We start from the raw sequence: 18584 nt of genomic DNA, 5'->3' as shown, positions 1-18584 counted from the left end.
CGGGCTCTGCAGCCCTATACGCAAAGCGCGCCGCAACGGATGCACGCGCCCGGAAAAAAACCCGCATATAAGACATCGGCGAAATTGAGTAACATAGGCCCGCACGCCCACCCTATCTCTCTCCATGACCGCCAATCCTCGAGAATTAACGCCGGAAACCCTTGCCGAGCTGCTCGAACGTGTTGCCAAAGAAGACGCGGCGGCATTGCGTGAGCTATATGATCTCGCCGCCCCGAAACTGTTTGGCCTCGCGCTCCGTATATTGAGCAAGCACGAGTGGGCAGAAGAAGTGTTGCAGGACAGCTTCGTCAATATCTGGCGCTTTGCCGGCGACTATCGCCGCGCACTGTCCGCCCCCATGACGTGGATGTCGGCAATCGTCCGAAACCGTGCTCTCGATCACCTGCGGCGGGTCAACACGCAGGAAACAGAATGGAGCGATGCGTTGGACGATCTCGTGGCAACCGGCGATCCGGATCCCGAAGCGCTGACCGCGGTCAGCCTGCAGGCGCGTTTGCTGGCCGGCTGCATGCAGCAGCTGGAACCGGCGCAGCGACAGGCGGTGGCCCTCGCCTACCTGCGCGATCAGAGCCATAGCGAGATCGCCGACGTGCTGACGGTACCGCTAGGTACCATCAAATCCTGGATCAGGCGCGGCCTGGCCAAGCTGAAAACCTGTCTGGGAGGCGAGTGATGAACCTGCATCGCTATCCTCGGCTGGTCGATCTGCTGGCCGCCGAATACGTGCTCGGCACGCTGCGCGGCGGCGCCCGGCGCCGCTTCCAGTTGTACGCGGAACACGACACGACCGTGCGTCGAGCCGTCGACGAATGGCAGCGGCGCATCTCGCCGATGGCCGAACTCGCGGAACCGCGCATGCCGCCGGCGGAAGTGTGGCAAGCCATCGAACGGCGTCTCGGGCTCACCGCCACACGTGAAGCGGCACGGCCGCGCACCATGGTCGAAACCCCGCCGCGGCCGTCGCGCAGCCTGTTCGAGAACCTGGCGTTCTGGCGCGGCTGGGCGCTCGGCGTCACCGGACTCGCCGCGGTCGCGGTGGTGGTCGCGGTGCGCTCGCTGTTGCCGTCCTCTGCCACACCCGCCACCGCGCCGGTCGTCGCGCAACAGCCCGAAACGGCCGTTTCGCATGTCGCCGTGCTGAATAACAAAGACTCGCATCCGGTCATGCTGGTCGCGTGGGACGAAGCACATTCCACGATGACGCTGCATCCGCTCGGCAACGTCGAGTTGCCCGCGGGCCGCGCGATGGAATTGTGGGGCATTCCGGCGAGCGGCCATCCAGTCGCGCTCGGTATGCTGCCCGACAGCGCGAGCGGCAAGGTGCCGGCCGGTCAGCAGAAGCCGGAGAGTTATGCGGCGCTGGCGGTGTCGATCGAAGCGCCGGGCGGCTCGCCGAATCCGAATGCGCCGAGCGGTCCGGTGGTGTTTAGCGGCAAGCTGCTGCCGGTGTCCTGAACGGGCGCCTGGTTGCCGCTACCAACCTATCCGCATGCAAAGCTTTTACGAAGCCACTGTTAGCCGCCCGTCCGTCCATGCGCCGTTCGACGGGCGGCGCAGTGTGAACGTCTGCATCATCGGCGGCGGGCTCGCGGGGTTGTCCACGGCGTTGGGACTCGCTGAACGGGGCGTCACCGACGTCACGGTGCTCGAAGCCCAGCAGGTGGGTTTCGGCGCATCCGGGCGCAACGGCGGCTTCGTGTTCGGCGGCTACAGTCTCGATTGCGCCGATCTGCTGAAAACCCTCGGTCCCGTGCATGCGCGTGAGCTCTATACGCTGACCACGGACGCCGTCGATCTGATGCGTCAGCGTATTCAACGCTACCCGATCGACTGCGACGCGACCGACGCCGGCGTGATCCTCGCCAACTGGTTCGACGAACCGGCGCGCCTCGACGCGCAACGGCGCCTGATGCGCGATGGGTTCGGCGTCGATTGGGAACCGGTGGCGGCCTCGCAACTCGCTTCGCAACTCAAGACCGACCGTTATTACGGCGGCCTGTTCGAGCGCAACGCCTTTCACTTTCATCCGCTCAAGTACGTGCTCGGCGTGGCCGCCGCCGCGGCGCGCGCCGGCGTGCGGATACACGAGCAGTCGCCGGTAGTCCGTTTGCAGCGCGACGGCGCCGGATTCGTCGTGCATACGCCGCATGGCGTGCTCGACGCGCAACACGTCGTGATGGCAGGCGGCGGCTACGCACGCAAGGTCTACGCGAAGGTCGAACGCGCGGTGCTGCCGATCGCCACCTACGTGATGGCCACCGAACCGCTCGGCGCCCGTCTGAGCGACGCGCTCGACACCCGCGCCGCCGTCTACGACACCCGCTTCGCGTTCGACTACTACCGTCCGCTGCCCGACACGCGCATTCTGTGGGGCGGGCGCATCTCCGTGCGCGACCGCGCGCCGGACACCATCGCGCGGCTGTTACGACGCGATCTGCTGAAGGTCTATCCGCAATTGCGCGACGTGCGGATCGAGCACGCGTGGGGCGGCCTGATGAGCTACGCACGCCACAAGATGCCGCAGATCGGCCGCAGCGTGGACGGCGTCTGGTACGCGGTCGGCTTCGGCGGTCACGGCATGGCGCCGACCACCGTCTCCGGCGAATTGCTGGCGGCCGCGATTGCCGGCGAGCGGCCGGTGCCCGATGCGTTCGCCACTTTCGGCCTGACGCCCACCTTCGGCGCGCTCGGTCTCGCGGCCGCGCAACTGACCTACACGGCGATGCAAACGCGCGACGCGCTGGCCGAGCGCCGCCGGCCGACGCGGCCCGCTTCGTGACGCGCGTCAATGCGTCATAGCTAGCGGCCGAAACCGGCGTAAAACGCCGTTTTCGCCATGCTAGAATGCGCCGTCACTGCCGCTCGAATACACAATGAAAAAGGGAAGCAAGGCCGCCGAGCCTGATACCAACGGCATCCCGTCGGACACTCCGCGCACCGACACGCGTCGCAAGTACGATCCCGAACAGACCAAGCGCAACATCCTCGAGGTCGCGACCCAGGAGTTCTCCGCAATGGGCCTGACGGGCGCGCGCGTCGACGCGATCGCGGAACGCACCAACACCACCAAGCGCATGCTGTACTACTACTTCGGCAGCAAGGAAGGGTTGTACCAGGCGGTGCTCGAAAAGGTGTACGGCGACATCCGCGCGCTCGAACAGGATCTGCACATCAGCGAGCTCGACCCGATTGCGGGCATGCGCGCGCTGGTCGAATTCACGTTCGACTATCACGACCGGCAGCGCGATTTCGTGCGTCTCGTGACGATCGAGAACATTCACGGCGCGAAATACGTCGAGCAGGTGAAGACCTTCAAAGGCCGCAACGTCACCGTCATTCATACGATCGAAGATCTGCTCGCGCGAGGTATCGCGACGGGGCAATTCCGCAGCGACATCGACGCGATCGATCTGCATCTGATGATCAGCTCGCTGTGCTTTCACCGTGTCGGCAATCGCCATACCTTCGGCGCCGCGTTTGGCCGCGATCCGTCGCATCCGCGCTTGCGGGCGCGACATCGCGCCATGATCGTCGACGCCGTGCTGCGTTTCGTGCGCAAGGAAGATTGAGGCCGGCAACGGTGCAGTGGTGCAATGAAAAGCGGGACGTGGTTCGCACCACGTCCCGCTTTTTTTGCTGCTGGTCATTGCGGCGGAAGACTCAATCCACCAGCACGATCCGCTTGATATCGCCGACGATAAAGATGTACGACAGCGCGCCGACCATGGCAATCGCGCCGATAAACACCAGCGCGCCGACAAACGAGCCAGTCGCCGCGACGATAAAACCCACCACCAGCGGCGTGACGATGCCGGCCAGATTCGCGGCGAAGTTGAAAATGCCGCCCGTCACGCCGAGCAGACCTTCGGGCGCGATATCGGACACCAGCGTCCAGCCCAGCGCGGCCATGCCTTGCGCGAAGAACGCCACCGACAGAATCACGATGACCACCGCGTTACTCTCGACGTAGTTGGCGAGAATGATCGTCGACGCGAGCAGCAGGCCGGCGATGATCGGCAGCTTGCGCGCCACGTTCGCCGACTTGCCGCGGCGCAGCAGCCAGTCGGAGAAGAAGCCGCCGAACATCACGCCAATCGAAGCGGCAATGAACGGCATGATCGCGAAGAAGCCGATCTTGAGCCACGCCATGTGACGCTCGGTGGCGAGATAGGTAGGAAACCACGTGAGGAAAAACACCAGCGTCGAGTTGCCGGCGAACTGGCCGAGGCAAATACCGCTCAATTGCCGGTGCTTCAGCAGACGCCCAATGGTGCGCCATTCGAAGCCGCTTTTCGTGGACGCACCCGCGAGCGCCGCGGCACTGACGTCTTTCTTTCGATGCGTGAGACCGCCGCCCGCTTCGATATAGTCGAGCTCCGCCTGATTCGCCGACGGATGATCGCGCGGCTCACGATAGAACGCCCACCAGATCAGGCCGAACACGAGCCCCACGCCGCCCACCACGAAGAACAGCGACCGCCAGCCGAACGCGCCCATCAGCATGAACAGAAACGGGCTGAAAAACGCGAGGCCGATGTATTCGCCGACCGTGTAAGTGCCGGTCGCCATGGCGCGTTCGTTTTGCGGGAACCAGGTCGCGACCACGCGGCTATTGGTCGGAAAGCACGGTGCTTCGGAGACGCCGAGACCGAGGCGGAACACGAACAGCGCGCCGATTCCGTGTACCAGTCCTTGTGCGAGCGTGAAAAGCGACCAGAAGGTCATCGACAGAAAATACGTGAGCTTGCTGCCAAAGCGATCCAGAAACAGGCCGCCCGGAATCTGCGACGCCACGTAGCTCCACGAGAACACCGAGAACAGCAGGCCCATTAGCGCGGCGTTGATGCCGAGTTCCTTGGTCAATTGCGGGGCGGCGATGCCGAGCACCGTGCGGTCGAGATAATTGATCATCGTGCCGACCGCGAGCAGCCCGAGAATCTGGTAGCGGGCTTTAGAGCGGCGCGTGGTGCTTATGGCGTCTCCCAGGGGAATATCCTTCGGGGCGTTCGCGGGGCTGGATGGGATCGGTTGGGGCATGGCGTCTCTCTCTCCTCGGTCTGTTTATGGTCCCGTTCGTATTGCAGTGTCGGCGGACGGTTAGTCTTCGGTGTGGGGCAGCAAGGACTGGAAATGCGTGTAGACGCGCTCGGCGTCCGGTTCGAGTTCCGTGAAAATACGCATCGCGTCGACCGCCTGATACACCGCCATGCCGCCGCCGCTGAGCGTGCGGCAACCCAGCGCCTCGGCCGCCCGCAACAACTCGGTGCGGATCGGAAAATAGACGATGTCCGCCACCCACAAATCGCGGTGCAGCAAGTCGGCCGGCAACGGCAAGCCGGGCAATTTCGCCATGCCGGTGGGCGTCGCGTGAATCAGGCCGTTGGCCGCCGCCAGCGATTCCGCCAACGAACTGCCGGCGTTGACCGTGCGCGACGGGAAGCGTTGCTGCAACTCGGCGGCGAGCAAAGCCGCGCGCGCGGCGTCCACGTCGAATAGCGTGAGCGCCTGCGCGCCCATGCTCAGCGCGGCATGCGCGACCGCCGCGCCGGCGCCGCCCGCGCCGAGTTGCACGACGCGCGCCAGCGACACGTCCGGCAAGCCGCGCTGGAAAGCGCGGGCGAAGCCGGACCAATCCGTGTTATGGCCGATCCGTTTGCCGTTTTTGAACAGCACCGTGTTGACCGCACCGAGGGCGCGCGCGTCGTCGGAGAGTTCGTCCAGCAGCGGAATCACCGCCTGCTTGCACGGATAGGTAATGTTCAGGCCGTTGAAACCCATGCGTTCGGCGGCGAGCAGCAGGTCCGGCAGCGCTGAAATATCGAGTTTCAGCGCTTCCAGATCGATACGCCGGTACACGTAGTGCAGTCCGAGCCGGCTGCCCTCTTCCTCATGCATCGCGGGACTCAGCGAGCCGCCGATGCCCGAGCCGATCAGACCGACCAGATAGGAATGCGCCGAGGCCTGCGAGTGAGTTTGTGCGTTCACGGGTGTGTTCAAGGGTGCGTTCATTTAGCCGCCCTATTCTTAAGAATAGTCGTCATGCGCTCGAGCGCGAGCACATAGCCTTGCGTGCCGCATCCGACGATGATGGCCTCCGCCACCGCCGACACATACGAGTGATGCCGGAACGCCTCACGCCGATGCACGTTTGAAATATGCACTTCGATCACGGGCTTTTCGATCACCGTGAGCGCGTCGGCGATCGCCACCGAGGTATGCGTATAAGCCGCCGGATTGATCACGACGCCATCGACCTTGGTGCGCGCGGCGTGCAGCCAGTCGATCAGTTGATGCTCGGCGTTCGACTGACAGAAGTCGATCGACAGATCGAGCCGCTCGCCCGCATCGCGGCACAGCTTCGCGACGTCGTCGAGCGTTTCCGCGCCATAGATGGCGGGCTCGCGCGTGCCGAGTAGATTGAGGTTCGGTCCATTGAGGACCAGGACGGAGGCAAAACTCATGGCGACACCCCTGCAAAGTAAGACCTGAAGCCCGTCGCGCAATCGCGGCGGCTCTACAACGTGTACGAAGTGTGCGCGCATCCGTCGACGTCGTCATTCGGGGTTTCTACGAATTTGTACCATCTAGTTAGTTTGTATAGACTATCGAAAACTGCGACCATGACCGTTTATTCTTGCGCACGCATTACTATGACGAGTAACGGACTAGACCATTTTGCGCATTGCACCATGTGCGGCCAACCCGCTCACGCGCGCATTTCGCCGGTCGCCGTCAGGCGTTTTTCCGTAGCTGTTTGATTGTTTTGCAGGAGCCGTTCATGCAACGTTCGATTGCCACCGTGTCGATCAGCGGAACCCTTGTCGAGAAGCTGACCGCAATCCAGGCGGCGGGCTTCGAAGGCGTCGAGATCTTCGAGAACGACCTGCTGTATTTCGACGGCTCGCCCGCCGACGTGCGGCGTATCGCCGGCGATCTCGGGCTGAAAATCATGCTGTTCCAGCCCTTCCGCGATTTTGACGGCGTGAGCCCGGAGCGCCTCGCGCGCAATCTCGAACGTGCGAAACGCAAATTCGACGTGATGCACGAACTGGGTACGGAGCGGATTCTGGTATGCAGCAACGTCTCACCGGACACCATCGGCGACGATGCGTTGATGACCGACCAGCTCGGCGCGCTGGCCCGCGCGGCCGAGGCGGCCGGTGTGATCGCCGGTTACGAAGCGCTGGCGTGGGGCAAGCACGTCAAGACCTACCGGCATGCGTGGAAACTGGTGAACGCAGTGAATCATCCCAATCTCGGGCTCGTGCTCGACAGTTTTCATACGCTGTCGCTGAACGACACCGTCGATGCTATCGGCGAGATTCCAGGCGAACGCATCGCTTTCGTACAGATTGCCGACGCGCCGAAGCTCGCCATGGACGTGCTCGAATGGAGCCGCCATTACCGTTGTTTTCCCGGCCAGGGCGATTTCGATCTGGCCGGTTTCACCGCGCAGATCGTCAAAACCGGCTATACGGGCCCGCTTTCGCTGGAAATTTTCAACGACGGTTTTCGCGCGGCGCCCACGACGACCACGGCGGCGGACGGGCATCGCTCGTTGCTGTTCCTCGAGGAGCAGACGCGCGCCCTGCTGGACGCCGAGCAGCAGTCGATCGGCGATCTTTACCGTTCACCGGCGGCGCCCGCGCACGTCGGCTATCAATTTCTGGAGTTCGCCGTCGATCCGACCACGCGCGCGCATCTGGTCGACTGGCTCGACACGTTGCGCTTCCGGCAAGCGGGCCGGCATCGCTCGAAAGACGTGACGCTGTTTCAGCATGGCGCGGCGTCGATCGTGCTGAACGCCGAGCCCGATTCGTTTGCCAATGCGTTCTTTCAGCAGCACGGCTTGTCGCTGTGCGCGTCGGCGTTTCGCGTCGACGACGCGCGGCAGGCGTTCGAGCGCGCCGCCGGGTTCGGCTATGTGCCGTTCTCCGGTCAGATCGGCCCGAACGAACGCGTGCTGCCCGCCGTGCAGGCGCCCGACAGCAGTCTGAATTATTTCGTCGACGAAGCGCCGGATCGGCCCACGCTGTTCGAGGCCGATTTCGTCCTCACCGACGTCAACGGACCGGCCGAAGTGGGTCCGCTCGCGCGCATCGATCATGTTTGCCTGTCGGTACCGGCGAGTTCGCTCGATACGTGGGTGCTGTTTCTGCGCACCGCGCTGGGTTTTCAGGCCGAGCCGGGCGTGCTGGTGCCCGATCCGTACGGGCTGGTGCGCAGCCGCGCGTTGCGCAGCGGCGATGGCTCGGTGCGGATCGTGCTGAATGCGTCGGTGGATCGCCACACGGCGGTGGCGGAGGCGCTGCATACCTATCACGGTTCCGGGCTGAATCACGTGGCGTTCAGCACGGCGGACATTTTCGGCGCGATTGCCGGGTTCGTCGCGGATGGCTTGCCGGTACTGCGCATTCCGCGCAATTACTACGACGATTTAGAGGCTCGCTTTGCGCTGCCGGATGAAACGCTCGACGCACTGCGCGCGCATAACGTTCTCTATGACCGCGACGAGCGCGGCGGCGAGTTTTTCCACGCTTACACGGAGCAGTTGGATCAGCGGTTTTTCCTGGAGATCGTCGAGCGACGCGGCGGATATGACGGGTATGGCGCGGCGAATGCGGCCGTGAGACTCGCCGCGCAGGCGCAGCGGCGGAAGTAGGCCAGGCAGCGGGCAAAGGCCGGCGGGTTGCGCGTCAGGCACGCCACATGCGGCACCGCCGCAAGGCGCCACACCGCATCGATATAATGGCGCCTTTGAACGCGCGGCATTGCCCGCGCCGCTGCGCCCCGTATGCGGGCGTCGCCCGTCCCATCGGCCGAATCGAACGCCAGGAGAGATATGAAGAAGTTTGCCGTAGTCCTGTCAGTGCCCGTCCTTCTCAGCGCTTGCGCCTACTTCCAGAAGAACCCGGATGCCGGTGAACCCGTCACCGACACCACTACGCAGCGCTCCGTCAACGATGTGGTCGCCTGCCTGACGCAAGTCGCGACCAATCACAACGCCGCTTTCAAATCCACCTCGATCCCGCAGGGTCAGATGCTCGATTTCGGCGATTCGAACATTGTCAAAGTGCGCGCCGACAATGGAGCGACCACTTACCGCTTCTACGCGGGCAAACGCCATGTGAGCAACCTGTGGATCGAACAGGCCGGCAAAACCTGCGCGCCGTAAGATTGGCGCGCGGTTAGCGCGCCGTCGCCACGTGCGCGGCGGCGGTAAGAATGGGCAATGGAAACAAGCGGTAACCGGTGTTTGTGCAATCTTCGTGTCACGGTGTTACAGGATAATGGTGTCTTAAGAATCGTTTAAGACTTCGTCCGCATGATCCATCGCAGACGATTAATCCGCACGAGGTGCGCACCATGAACAAGCCAGATCAGAACACGAACGATACACCCGCGCCGGCCAAGCGTCCTACCATCCTGCGCCGCCTGCTGAGCCACCACGAACTGGCCACCCTGCTGCTGTTGCTGCACGCACCGATCGACGCCTCCGCGAAACCCGAGATTCCGCAGCTTCACGAGGCCGGTTTGATCGAGACGGTTGCCAGCGGCGAGACCGGCGCGGCGCATTTCCGTCTGACCTCCGAAGGCAATGCGGTATTGCGCGGACTCGGCGTGAAGTAAAGCGCCCTGCCGTGCGAGTCCAGCGACTCTCGCACGAGATTTTTGTAGCGTTTGGTATGAGTTGAGCGCGCCCGCCGGGCGCAGGCCGTCGAAAACAACCGCACGCCCCCGCCTTAAGCCTGCCACACGCCGTAGCCCGCCTCGCGCAGTCCGATCGCCAATTCCACCTCCATATCCTGTGCGCCGCGATAAGGCATGGGATTGAATATCTCGTACAACTCGGGCACGAGACGCAGGCCGTAATCGCGCACATAGCGGTTCGCCTGAATGCCAGCTTTATGCCGGTCGAAGCGCAGGTCCGGATCGAGTCCCGTCATACCCACGTACACGCAAGGCTTGTCGAACCGGTAATCCGGATTCGCTCGACGAAAGCGCGCCTCGTTCCAGACCGTGTCGTCCAACGCGACGACGTAGACGTAGTAGTGATGCTTGCGACGGACCATAGGCAGTGGCTCAGGCCCGCGACGTCCCGTGCAGCAGCATCCGGTATTCGGTCGGCGTGATGCCGACGGTCGCCTTGAACTGCCGCGTGAACGCGCTGTGGTCGGTGTAGCCGCAGAGCGCAGCGACGTCGGTGACCTTGTCGTGCGAGACGAGCAGCGCGGTGGCCGCGTCCAGCCGGGTTTTCAGCAGGACCTGACGCGGCGTCAGGTGAAAGACCTTGTGGAAGTAGCGCTCCAGTTGCGCGACCGACATATCCGCCATGGCCGCCAGTTGCTTCAGGTTCAGCGGCTGCACGTAATTGTCCTGAATCGACTGCACGACCGCGGCGAGGCGGCTATAGGCCGGATGGCTGCTTTCGTCCGCTTTCAGGTCGCGCGAAATGCCCGCGAGGCCGACCACCTTGCCCGCCGGGTCGCGCAGCGGCTGCTTACAGGTCAGACACCAGCCCGGCTGACGGCCCGGATACAGATGCAGTTCGAGTTGGTCGATCATCTGATTGCCGACGTTGATGATGGCCTTGTCCTGTGCCGTGTAGATGCGGCCGAAGCGGCGCGGGAAGACGTCTTCGGCAGTGCTGCCGAGCAGCGCCGATTTTTCCTTGAAGCCGCACCGCGAGGCCAGCGTGCGATTGACGAGCGCATAGCGCGCTTCTGCGTCTTTGACGAAAAAGACGACGTCCGGCATGGCGTCGAATACCGGCTCGAGCAGCCGGAAGTGCGACAGCATGCCGGCCAGCGTGGTGTCGTTCGATTCGAGCGCGTGAGCCAGCGTGTTCATCGGCGGGTCCGGTGGTCCGTGCGAAAGAGGAAGCGTTCGCCCGCGCCATGTCGCGGCGAACGGGTGCGGTCGATTATAGAACCGCGTGGCGGCCGACAATATCCGGGGTATATGCGGGTGCGAGCGGGTTTGTCATTCCGATTCGCTTGCCGGCGGTATTGGGTTCGCGGCCATTAGCGTGTCGATCCGCGCGGGACTGAAGGGCGGGCGCGGCGCGGCGGACGGCCAACCGAAGTAGAGGTTCGCCGCGGCGCCACAGATTCTTCCCTGGCACGCGCCCATGCCGCAGCGGGTATGCAGCTTCGCGTTCCGCCAGTCGGCGCAGGCGCGCACTTCGCCGACGCTGACGTCTTCGCAACGGCACAGCAGCGTGGCGTCGGCGGGCGGTGTGCGGGCGGCGGCCCGCAAGGCGAAAGCGGTAGCGACGCGGTGGCCGAAGCGGCGCCAGCGCGCGCGCTTCGCGTATAGGGCCTTCAACGTGTTGGCGTTGGCGTTGGCGTTGGCGTTGGCGTTGGCGTTGGCGTTGGCGTTGGCGTTGGCGTTGGCGTTGGCGTTGGCGTCGTCATATTCGCTGCGCTTCCGAGCGTCGTTCCCCCAGCCGCCATTCGCGCACAATCCCGCCATCTCCCCCTCCACGACCGCCAGTTCCGCACCGCCGACGCCAGTACATTCCCCCGCCGCCAGCACGCCCTCCACCGAGGTTCGCTGCCCGTCGTCGACGACGATCTCGCCCGCGTCGTTGATTGCGCAACCGAGCGCCTGCGCCAGCGTGACGTTCGGCACGAGCCCAAAACCGCAGGCGACGCGTTCGCAAGCAAGCGTCACGTTTTCGCGGCCACGGCGGATCGTCGCCTGCTCGACGCGGCCGTCTCCCTGCACCTCGTGAATGACGCTACCGGTCCAGTAATGCAGCCCCGCGAAGCCGCGCGTCATCTCAACGGCCTGCCGCAGCTTCGCAGGCTCCGCCAGCAGCGACACCCCGAAACGGGCGACATCGAACGCCGAAGCCTGCTCGACCACCGCGACCACGCGCGCGCCGGCATCGCGCGCGGTGGCCAGCGCCGCGATCAGCAGCGGGCCGCTGCCGGCAATCACGATCCGTTCGCCGCATACCGGCATACCGCCTTTGATCAACGCCTGCAGCGCGCCCGCGCCGGTCACGCCGGGCAAGGTCCAGCCGGCGAACGGCAGAAGCCGTTCGCGCGCGCCAGTGGCCAGAATCAATCGGCTGTAGCTGATCGATACGCCGTCGTGTTCCGCCGATTCGAGCAACAGACCACGCGAGGCCAGCGGTGCGACGACACGCGTCGACGGCCAATAGGTGACGGTGTTTCGCGCCCGCAGCAGCGTCAGCAGGTTGTCGAGCGGCGCTTGGCGCGAATGCGCCGGACCCTGGCGCCAGATCTGGCCGCCGGCGCACGGATTGTCGTCGAGCAGCGCGACCGTGGCGCCGTCGCGCGCCGCCGCGCAGGCGGCGTTCAGGCCGGCGGGGCCAGCGCCGACCACGACGATGTCGAAGTGACGCGTCATCGCGAGCGCTCCCCGTCACACGTGCGCACGATCTGACCTTCGCGGCACAGCGTCTGACACGCCAGCGCGTGCGCGCGGCCGTCGATCGTCACGCGGCATTCCTGGCAGACGCCCATGCCGCACAACGGCGCGCGGCGCTGTCCGCTCACCGACCTCCGCGCACCGCTCACGCCCGCGACAACGAGTGCCGCAGCCACGGTGGTACCGGCCGCGACGTGGATCGGCTGGTCATCGATCGTCAAGCGAATGCGCGTTGCGTCGAGACTATCCATGCATCACCTGACGAGCGAAACGAGCCGGCAAATAAGGCTCGACGGGAATCGGCGCGGCGCTCGACGTAATCTGCGCCGCGAGCAGCTTCGCGGTGGCGAGCGAAGTCGTCACGCCGAGCCCTTCATGTCCCACCGCAAGCCAGACGCCGGGCGCGAAATCGCCGGCCGGTCCGACTAACGGCAAACCGTCCGGCGAAGCCGCGCGAAAACCGGTCCAGGCGCGAATGCCGTTGAGCGTCGGCAGCGTCGGCAGATAACGCGCGGCGCGTTGCAGCATCCGCGCGAGGACGGGCATCTCGACGGCGGGGTCGGTGGTATCGAACTGGCGCGACGAGCCGATCAGCAATTGTCCCGTGGGCCGCGGTTGGGCATTGAACGCGACGGACGTCCCCAACGCGTGATGCGCGCTCTTGATATAGCCGAGTTCGAGCAATTGATGGCGAATCAGGCCGGGATACCGGTCCGTGATCAGCAAATGACCTTTTTTCGGCTGCAACGGCAACGACCGCACGAGTTCCCGCGCGCCCAGACCATTGGCCACGATCACGCAAGCCGCGCCGATCGATTCGCCGTTGCTCAGCGTGACACGATCGGCCGCGATCGCACTCACTGCCGCACCCAGCCGCACGCCGATATTCGCCGCGCCGGGCGATTGCGTCAGCAACCATTCGGCGACGGTGGGCGCATAGACGATGCTGTCGTGCTCGATCCGCAACCCACCCGCCAGCGACGCCGCCAGCGCCGGTTCGCACGCTCGCAGCGCGGCGGCGTCGAGCAGTTGCGCGGCGACGCCCTGCGCTTCGAACGCTGCCTGCATGGCGCGGGCGGCTTGCCACTCTTCGTCGTCGGCCGCGACCCACAGCGTGCCGCAGCGCGCGAACGCATCGCGCGTGCGGAGGCGCGGCGCAAGGTCGAGCCACAGGTCTCGCGCGTAGCGGCTCAACGCGAACTCCGCCGGCGAGTCGTTCATCACGACGATATGGCCCATGCCGGCCGCCGTCGCTCCTGAGCCGATGCCGTGCGCGTCCAGCACCTCGACCCGCATGCCGAGCGCGGCCAGCTCCGCCGCGCACGCCGCGCCGACGATGCCCGCCCCGACGATCAGCGCATCCGCTCTCATGCCGTGCGAATGCCCCACGCGAACGGATCGCGCTCGTCGAAACACAACCGCCCTTCCGCCATGATGTGCGCATGACCGGTGATGGTCGGAATCACGGCGTCACCGTCGCCCCCGGCAGCGCGCCGGTAGCTCGCTTCGAACACGCTGCCGATAATGCTTTCCTGCCGCCATACCGCGCCTTCGGCGAGCTTGCCGTCAGCCGCGAGACAGGCGATTTTCGCGCTGGTGCCGGTGCCGCACGGCGAGCGGTCGTACGCATTGCCCGGGCACAGCACGAAGCTGCGGCTGTCGATGCCGTCACGCGAGCCCGGTCCGAACAGCTCGATGTGGTCGATCAACGCACCGTCCGCGCCGGTGATGCGCTGCGCGATCAGCGCGTCGCGAATCGCGTCGCTGAACGCGGTCAATTCGCCAATGCGCGACGCCTCCAGCGCATACCGGTGATCGGCCACCAGAAAAAACCAGTTGCCGCCCCAGCCGATGTCGCCGGTCAGCTCGCCGTAGCCCGGCACATCCACCGCGACGGCCCGGCGATAGCGGTAGGCCGGCACGTTGCGCACGCCGACGCTGCCGTCCTCGTTGAGCATCGCCTCGACCACGCCGACCGGCGTCTCGATCCGATGACGCCCCGGTCCGATCCGCCCCAGATGCGCGAGCGACACGATCAGGCCGATCGTCCCGTGTCCGCACATGCCGAGATAGCCGACGTTGTTGAAAAAGATCACGCCGGCCGCGCAGGTGGGATCGTGCGGCTCGCATAGCAGCGCGCCCACCACCACGTCCGAGCCGCGCGGCTCGGTCACGACGCCCGCGCGCCAGTCGTCAAAGCGGGTGCGCAACACGTCGAGCCGCTGCGCCAAGGTGCCGCTGCCGAGGTCAGGGCCGCCCGCCACCACGAGACGGGTCGGTTCACCGCCGGTGTGCGAGTCGATGATGTCGATGGTTTTCATGACGCCCATGGTAGAAACCTCGGGCATTCGAGTCTTGGTGTGCTTGCGCGCGGATTGTGACGATTTCGGCATAGCTTTCATCGCGTGCCGAGCGCATTCACCTTGATAGAACCTTGGCCTGAGCGGGCTTATGCGATGCGTAACCCACGCAACGGCGCAACGCCCCCGTTATGCCTGATCGCGCCGCCCCGGCACACTCACCGATTTATCCCAATATCCGCCGAATGGCTTCAATCACTGGCGTCTCAAGCCCGGCGACTATGCTGAAATCGTCATCCGCCGCGCGCGATTCACGCAAGACGGCGGGATTTTCCCTGCTTACACTGCGCTTCATCACATCACACTCAGGAGAGCAGTCGTGGCGCATATCTGGGAAGGCGTATTGCCCGCAGTCACCACCAAGTTTCACGCGGATTTCAGCATAGACCGGGCATGGACCGGCAAGAATATCGACGCGCAGATCGACGCGGGCGTGGACGGTATCATCGTGTGCGGATCGCTGGGTGAGGCGTCCACGCTGTCGCTGGACGAGAAGCTGCAAGTGCTCGACATCGCCGTTGAAGCCGCGCGCGGCCGCGTCCCGGTTCTGCTGACCATCGCCGAAAACAGCACGCTCGACGCCTGCCGTCAGGCCGAAGCCGGTAGCCGCCACGGCGCGGCCGGCTATATGGTGCTGCCGGGCTTGCGCTATCTGTCGGACCGCCGCGAGACGCTCAACCATTTCCGCAGCGTCGCCGACGCGAGCTCGCTGCCGCTGATGATCTACAACAACCCGCTCGCCTACGGCGTCGACATGACGCCGGACATGTTCGCCGAGATCGCCGACGAAGCGAAAATCGTCGCGATCAAGGAATCCTGCGGCGACGTGCGGCGCGTGACCGACCTCATCAACGCGGTCGGCGACCGCTTCGCGATTCTGTGCGGGGTCGACAATCTGGCGATGGAAGCGATCCTGATGGGCGCGCACGGCTGGGTGGCCGGACTGGTCTGCGCCTTTCCGCGCGAGACGGTGGCGATCTACACGTTGTTGAAGGCGGGACGCCTGGAAGAAGCCCGCGCGATTTACCGCTGGTTCGCGCCGCTGCTGGCGCTCGACGTGTCGGCGAAACTCGTGCAGAACATCAAGCTGGCGGAGACGATCGTCGGGCTGGGCACGGAGCCGGTGCGACCGCCGCGTCTGCCTCTCGCGGGCGAGGAACGCAAAGCGGTGGAGACGTTGATTCGCGGCGCGCTGGAAACGCGGCCGGCGCTGCCGCAGGTGTAAGCCGGGCTGAAAAGCGGGCGGCCTTCAGGCCGCTTCTTTCTGCGTATCGGCGGCTTCATCCTGCAGCAGGTGCTGCAGCCGGTAGCCGCTTTTATAGATCGGCTGCAGCCGGAAGCCGTTCGGCTCTTCGATTTCGAGCAGCAGGCGCAGGCGTGACACGTGACTGTCGATGGTGCGGGTAAATTCGCGAAACTCGCGCCCCCAGACCATCGCGAAAATATGGTCGCGCGACATCACGCGGCCAATGTTGGAAAAGAACAGCGCCGCGAGCCGGTATTGCGTGCCGGACAACGTGACGATCCGTCCGTGCAGCAGAACGATCTGGCGGCGCGTGTCGAAGCGGTAAGGTCCCACCTCGAAGTTCGCATTGCTGAATCGCTCGGGATACGTGCGCCGCAGCAGCGCCGCGACGCGTTCGCGAAACTCGGCCGGCCGCACCGGCAACGCGACGTAGTCGTCCGCGCCGCCGACAAAGGCGCGCACCATGCTCTCCTCCGACGTATCGCTCGACGCGAACACGACCGGCAAGCGGTCGCCGCCGACCGTACGCACCAGCCGCAGAATCTCGGCGCCGGCGAGGCGCATGCCCTGCCAGTCCAGCACGAGCAAATCCACGGTGGAACGCGCGAGCGATTTCGACATGGCGAGGCCGTCGTCGTAGGTAACGCAGGTGTGGCTCGCGCCGGTCAGGATCTTTTCGATCGACTCACGCATGAGCGGGTCATGCTGAAGAATGGCAATGCGCATGGGATAACTCTCAACGGGTAGGTCGGACGCGATTCTCAGAGGCCCACCCACTCGATCCCATAGGACCAGTCCTAATTTGCATGGCCATCGGTTTGCGCTGACAGACGCGTCCGGTTCTCCTACGGGCGACTCCGATAATTCGCGTGGTTCCGTCCTGGCCGGCAGTTAAATGCCGTGCCGGGGAACTTTCCCTAATCTAATGAAGCACTTCCGGAAAGCATCGGCTTTCGTCCTGTAAAATCCCGCTTGGCCCCAGTCGTCATCGCGCTCGCCCTATCCGGGCCGGCGCGCCGGTGTCCCGTGCTCCACCCCGCGCTTGCCACACTTCTCGCCCGACGACCGCCGTATTTCCACGCGCTACGTGTGGCTTCCAATTCAAGAAAAGAAACAGGCAATGCAAGCGACAAATCTGGGTGGAGCGCAGGCTGTCACCCCACGCCCTCTTGGGCGCAGCGACTACAAGACGCTCGGTCTCGCGGCTCTTGGCGGGGCGCTGGAGTTCTACGACTTCATCATCTTCGTGTTTTTCGCGCCGGCCATCGGCCAGCTATTTTTCCCGCCCGACATGCCGGACTGGCTGCGCCAGGTACAGACCTTCGGCATCTTCGCCGCGGGCTATCTGGCGCGGCCGCTGGGCGGCATCATCATGGCGCACTTCGGCGACCTGTTCGGCCGTAAGCGCATGTTCACGCTGAGCGTGCTGCTGATGTCGGTACCGACGCTGATGATGGGCCTTCTGCCCACCTACGCCAGCATCGGCGTGCTCGCGCCGGTCCTGCTGCTGCTGTTCCGCGTGATGCAGGGCGCGGCCGTCGGCGGTGAAGTGCCGGGCGCGTGGGTGTTCGTCTCGGAGCACGTGCCGCAGCGGCACATCGGCTATGCATGCGGCACGCTGACGGCCGGTCTCACGGCCGGCATCCTGCTCGGCTCGCTGATCGCGTCGGCGGTGAACCGCAACTTCGCGCCGGCGGAAATCTCGGCGTACGCGTGGCGTATTCCGTTCCTGGTGGGCGGCGTGTTCGGTATGTTTTCGGTCTATCTGCGCCGCTGGCTGCATGAAACGCCGGTGTTCGCCGAGCTCAAGCAGCGTAAGGCGATCGCCGCCGAAGTGCCGCTCAAGGCCGTGCTGCGCGATCACGGCCGCGCGGTGATCGTGTCGATGCTGCTCACGTGGATGCTGTCGGCGGCGATCGTCGTGGTCATTCTGATGACGCCGACGCTGCTGCAGAAACAGTTCCACGTCGCGCCGGCCACCGCGTTGCTGGCGAACTGCGTCGCGACGCTGTGCCTGACGATCGGCTGCGTGCTGGCAGGCTCGATCGCCGGGCGGATCGGCGCGGGGCGGACGATTTTCGTCGGCGGGCTCGCATTGGCGGTGACCTACTACGTGATGTTCCAGCAGCTCGCCGCCGATACCTCGGCGCTGGTGCCGCTGTATGGCGTGGCCGGGCTGTTCGTCGGCGTGATCGGCGCGATTCCGTTCGTGATGGTCAAGGCGTTCCCGCCGGTGGTGCGCTTCTCGGGCATTTCGTTCTCGTACAACGTCGCGTATGCGGTGTTCGGCGGTCTCACACCGATCGCCGTTTCGCTGATGATGAAGTCCAACCCGATGGCCGCCCCAATGTATGTCGGCACGATCTGCGTGCTCGGGGCGTTGACGACGCTGTTTATCAAGGACGCGCCGCAGACGCATTGAGCTGGCGGCTGGCGGTGACTGGCATTGCCGGCTTGACCTGACAGAAAGAGCCGGCGGCTTGCGCCGCCAGCTCTTTTGCGACTTTTCGTAGTCCCACGACAGGCATACTTCACGTAGTCCCGAAACATGATGC

At 64.8% G+C, this 18584-nt stretch carries 19 protein-coding genes; 9 read left to right on the top strand and 10 right to left on the bottom strand.

What is annotated here, in order from left to right:
• Positions 1-124 precede the first annotated feature (124 nt).
• The 4 genes from B0G83_RS03465 (at position 125) to B0G83_RS03450 (ending at position 3590) form a co-directional block, all read left to right on the top strand.
• Entirely contained in the window at positions 125-694 is a 570-nt protein-coding gene (locus tag B0G83_RS03465; protein WP_105505998.1) for an RNA polymerase sigma factor, read from the top strand.
• The gene (locus tag B0G83_RS03460; protein WP_105505997.1) at positions 694-1476 is read left to right on the top strand and encodes an anti-sigma factor domain-containing protein; all 783 of its coding nucleotides are present in this window, start codon (positions 694-696) and stop codon (positions 1474-1476) included. Before B0G83_RS03465 ends, B0G83_RS03460 begins: the two co-directional genes overlap by 1 nt.
• A 34-nt stretch (positions 1477-1510) precedes the next feature.
• Complete coding sequence (locus tag B0G83_RS03455) at positions 1511-2800, top strand: FAD-binding oxidoreductase (protein ID WP_105505996.1); 1290 nt, start codon at positions 1511-1513, stop codon at positions 2798-2800.
• Between the two features lie 94 nt (positions 2801-2894).
• The gene (locus B0G83_RS03450) at positions 2895-3590 is read left to right on the top strand and encodes a TetR family transcriptional regulator (protein ID WP_105505995.1); all 696 of its coding nucleotides are present in this window, start codon (positions 2895-2897) and stop codon (positions 3588-3590) included.
• 91 nt (positions 3591-3681) lie between these two features.
• On the opposite strand, the gene B0G83_RS03445 is transcribed toward B0G83_RS03450, so the two are convergent.
• Genes B0G83_RS03445 through aroQ form a run of 3 tightly spaced genes read right to left on the bottom strand, consistent with a single transcriptional unit; the run spans position 3682 to position 6482 of the window.
• Positions 3682-5058 carry an MFS transporter gene (locus B0G83_RS03445; RefSeq protein WP_105505994.1) on the bottom strand — a complete coding sequence of 459 codons (1377 nt, stop codon included), beginning with the start codon at positions 5056-5058 and terminating at the stop codon, positions 3682-3684.
• A 60-nt stretch (positions 5059-5118) separates the two neighbouring features.
• The gene (locus B0G83_RS03440; protein WP_105505993.1) at positions 5119-6030 is read right to left on the bottom strand and encodes a shikimate dehydrogenase; all 912 of its coding nucleotides are present in this window, start codon (positions 6028-6030) and stop codon (positions 5119-5121) included.
• A complete protein-coding gene (gene aroQ / locus B0G83_RS03435; protein ID WP_105505992.1) occupies positions 6027-6482 on the bottom strand; it encodes a type II 3-dehydroquinate dehydratase in 456 nt (151 codons plus the stop codon). Before aroQ ends, B0G83_RS03440 begins: the two co-directional genes overlap by 4 nt.
• 317 nt (positions 6483-6799) lie before the next feature.
• Here aroQ and B0G83_RS03430 point away from each other — a divergent pair, with 317 nt between their 5' ends.
• The 3 genes from B0G83_RS03430 to B0G83_RS03420 all read left to right on the top strand — a co-directional run bounded on the left by B0G83_RS03430 (position 6800) and on the right by B0G83_RS03420 (position 9651).
• Complete coding sequence (locus B0G83_RS03430; RefSeq protein ID WP_105505991.1) at positions 6800-8683, top strand: bifunctional sugar phosphate isomerase/epimerase/4-hydroxyphenylpyruvate dioxygenase family protein; 1884 nt, start codon at positions 6800-6802, stop codon at positions 8681-8683.
• 180 nt (positions 8684-8863) lie between these two features.
• Positions 8864-9196, top strand: a complete 333-nt coding sequence (locus B0G83_RS03425) for a hypothetical protein (RefSeq protein ID WP_105505990.1) — start codon at positions 8864-8866, stop codon at positions 9194-9196.
• A 191-nt stretch (positions 9197-9387) separates the two neighbouring features.
• Positions 9388-9651 (top strand): hypothetical protein, encoded by a 264-nt coding sequence (locus B0G83_RS03420; protein ID WP_105505989.1) that lies wholly within the window; start codon positions 9388-9390, stop codon positions 9649-9651.
• 113 nt (positions 9652-9764) lie between these two features.
• Here B0G83_RS03420 and B0G83_RS03415 read toward each other — a convergent pair whose 3' ends face one another.
• The 6 genes from B0G83_RS03415 to B0G83_RS03390 form a co-directional block, all read right to left on the bottom strand.
• A complete protein-coding gene (locus tag B0G83_RS03415) occupies positions 9765-10094 on the bottom strand; it encodes a hypothetical protein (protein ID WP_105505988.1) in 330 nt (109 codons plus the stop codon).
• A gap of 10 nt (positions 10095-10104) precedes the next feature.
• Positions 10105-10872 carry an AraC family transcriptional regulator gene (locus B0G83_RS03410; protein WP_105505987.1) on the bottom strand — a complete coding sequence of 256 codons (768 nt, stop codon included), beginning with the start codon at positions 10870-10872 and terminating at the stop codon, positions 10105-10107.
• Positions 10873-11004: 132 nt separating this feature from the next.
• Complete coding sequence (locus B0G83_RS03405; protein WP_105505986.1) at positions 11005-12402, bottom strand: FAD-dependent oxidoreductase; 1398 nt, start codon at positions 12400-12402, stop codon at positions 11005-11007.
• The gene (locus B0G83_RS03400) at positions 12399-12674 is read right to left on the bottom strand and encodes a 2Fe-2S iron-sulfur cluster-binding protein (protein ID WP_105505985.1); all 276 of its coding nucleotides are present in this window, start codon (positions 12672-12674) and stop codon (positions 12399-12401) included. Before B0G83_RS03400 ends, B0G83_RS03405 begins: the two co-directional genes overlap by 4 nt.
• On the bottom strand, positions 12667-13794 hold the full coding sequence (locus B0G83_RS03395) for an FAD-binding oxidoreductase (protein WP_105505984.1): 1128 nt from the start codon (positions 13792-13794) through the stop codon (positions 12667-12669). The genes B0G83_RS03400 and B0G83_RS03395 overlap by 8 nt, the downstream gene beginning before the upstream one ends.
• The gene (locus B0G83_RS03390; protein WP_105505983.1) at positions 13791-14753 is read right to left on the bottom strand and encodes a 4-hydroxyproline epimerase; all 963 of its coding nucleotides are present in this window, start codon (positions 14751-14753) and stop codon (positions 13791-13793) included. The genes B0G83_RS03395 and B0G83_RS03390 overlap by 4 nt, the downstream gene beginning before the upstream one ends.
• 349 nt (positions 14754-15102) lie before the next feature.
• On the opposite strand from B0G83_RS03390, the gene B0G83_RS03385 reads away from it, so the two are divergent.
• Positions 15103-16008 (top strand): dihydrodipicolinate synthase family protein, encoded by a 906-nt coding sequence (locus tag B0G83_RS03385; RefSeq protein ID WP_105505982.1) that lies wholly within the window; start codon positions 15103-15105, stop codon positions 16006-16008.
• Positions 16009-16032: 24 nt separating this feature from the next.
• Here the strand turns inward: B0G83_RS03385 and B0G83_RS03380 are convergent, their stop codons facing one another.
• Positions 16033-16755, bottom strand: coding sequence for a response regulator transcription factor (locus B0G83_RS03380; RefSeq protein WP_105505981.1), 723 nt, complete (start codon positions 16753-16755; stop codon positions 16033-16035).
• A gap of 394 nt (positions 16756-17149) precedes the next feature.
• Between B0G83_RS03380 and B0G83_RS03375 the strand changes: the two genes are divergently transcribed.
• Complete coding sequence (locus B0G83_RS03375; RefSeq protein ID WP_105505980.1) at positions 17150-18451, top strand: MFS transporter; 1302 nt, start codon at positions 17150-17152, stop codon at positions 18449-18451.
• Positions 18452-18584 lie beyond the last annotated feature (133 nt).

Origin of the sequence: Paraburkholderia sp. BL21I4N1, assembly GCF_002973525.1 — a bacterium.
Classification (GTDB): Bacteria; Pseudomonadota; Gammaproteobacteria; order Burkholderiales; family Burkholderiaceae; genus Paraburkholderia.
Note: the sequence above shows the minus strand (reverse complement) of the source record. Positions and strands in the feature narration are given on the sequence as shown.

What these genes read in the sequence shown, in the direction of transcription:
- B0G83_RS03465 (WP_105505998.1), top strand. Translation starts at nt 125, where the DNA reads ATGACCGCCAATCCTCGAGAATTAACGCCGGAAACCCTTGCCGAGCTG.
- B0G83_RS03460 (WP_105505997.1), top strand. Translation starts at nt 694, where the DNA reads ATGAACCTGCATCGCTATCCTCGGCTGGTCGATCTGCTGGCCGCCGAA.
- B0G83_RS03455 (WP_105505996.1), top strand. Translation starts at nt 1,511, where the DNA reads ATGCAAAGCTTTTACGAAGCCACTGTTAGCCGCCCGTCCGTCCATGCG.
- B0G83_RS03450 (WP_105505995.1), top strand. Translation starts at nt 2,895, where the DNA reads ATGAAAAAGGGAAGCAAGGCCGCCGAGCCTGATACCAACGGCATCCCG.
- B0G83_RS03445 (WP_105505994.1), bottom strand. Translation starts at nt 5,058, where the DNA reads ATGCCCCAACCGATCCCATCCAGCCCCGCGAACGCCCCGAAGGATATT.
- B0G83_RS03440 (WP_105505993.1), bottom strand. Translation starts at nt 6,030, where the DNA reads ATGAACGCACCCTTGAACACACCCGTGAACGCACAAACTCACTCGCAG.
- aroQ (WP_105505992.1), bottom strand. Translation starts at nt 6,482, where the DNA reads ATGAGTTTTGCCTCCGTCCTGGTCCTCAATGGACCGAACCTCAATCTA.
- B0G83_RS03430 (WP_105505991.1), top strand. Translation starts at nt 6,800, where the DNA reads ATGCAACGTTCGATTGCCACCGTGTCGATCAGCGGAACCCTTGTCGAG.
- B0G83_RS03425 (WP_105505990.1), top strand. Translation starts at nt 8,864, where the DNA reads ATGAAGAAGTTTGCCGTAGTCCTGTCAGTGCCCGTCCTTCTCAGCGCT.
- B0G83_RS03420 (WP_105505989.1), top strand. Translation starts at nt 9,388, where the DNA reads ATGAACAAGCCAGATCAGAACACGAACGATACACCCGCGCCGGCCAAG.
- B0G83_RS03415 (WP_105505988.1), bottom strand. Translation starts at nt 10,094, where the DNA reads ATGGTCCGTCGCAAGCATCACTACTACGTCTACGTCGTCGCGTTGGAC.
- B0G83_RS03410 (WP_105505987.1), bottom strand. Translation starts at nt 10,872, where the DNA reads ATGAACACGCTGGCTCACGCGCTCGAATCGAACGACACCACGCTGGCC.
- B0G83_RS03405 (WP_105505986.1), bottom strand. Translation starts at nt 12,402, where the DNA reads ATGACGCGTCACTTCGACATCGTCGTGGTCGGCGCTGGCCCCGCCGGC.
- B0G83_RS03400 (WP_105505985.1), bottom strand. Translation starts at nt 12,674, where the DNA reads ATGGATAGTCTCGACGCAACGCGCATTCGCTTGACGATCGATGACCAG.
- B0G83_RS03395 (WP_105505984.1), bottom strand. Translation starts at nt 13,794, where the DNA reads ATGAGAGCGGATGCGCTGATCGTCGGGGCGGGCATCGTCGGCGCGGCG.
- B0G83_RS03390 (WP_105505983.1), bottom strand. Translation starts at nt 14,753, where the DNA reads ATGGGCGTCATGAAAACCATCGACATCATCGACTCGCACACCGGCGGT.
- B0G83_RS03380 (WP_105505981.1), bottom strand. Translation starts at nt 16,755, where the DNA reads ATGCGCATTGCCATTCTTCAGCATGACCCGCTCATGCGTGAGTCGATC.
- B0G83_RS03375 (WP_105505980.1), top strand. Translation starts at nt 17,150, where the DNA reads ATGCAAGCGACAAATCTGGGTGGAGCGCAGGCTGTCACCCCACGCCCT.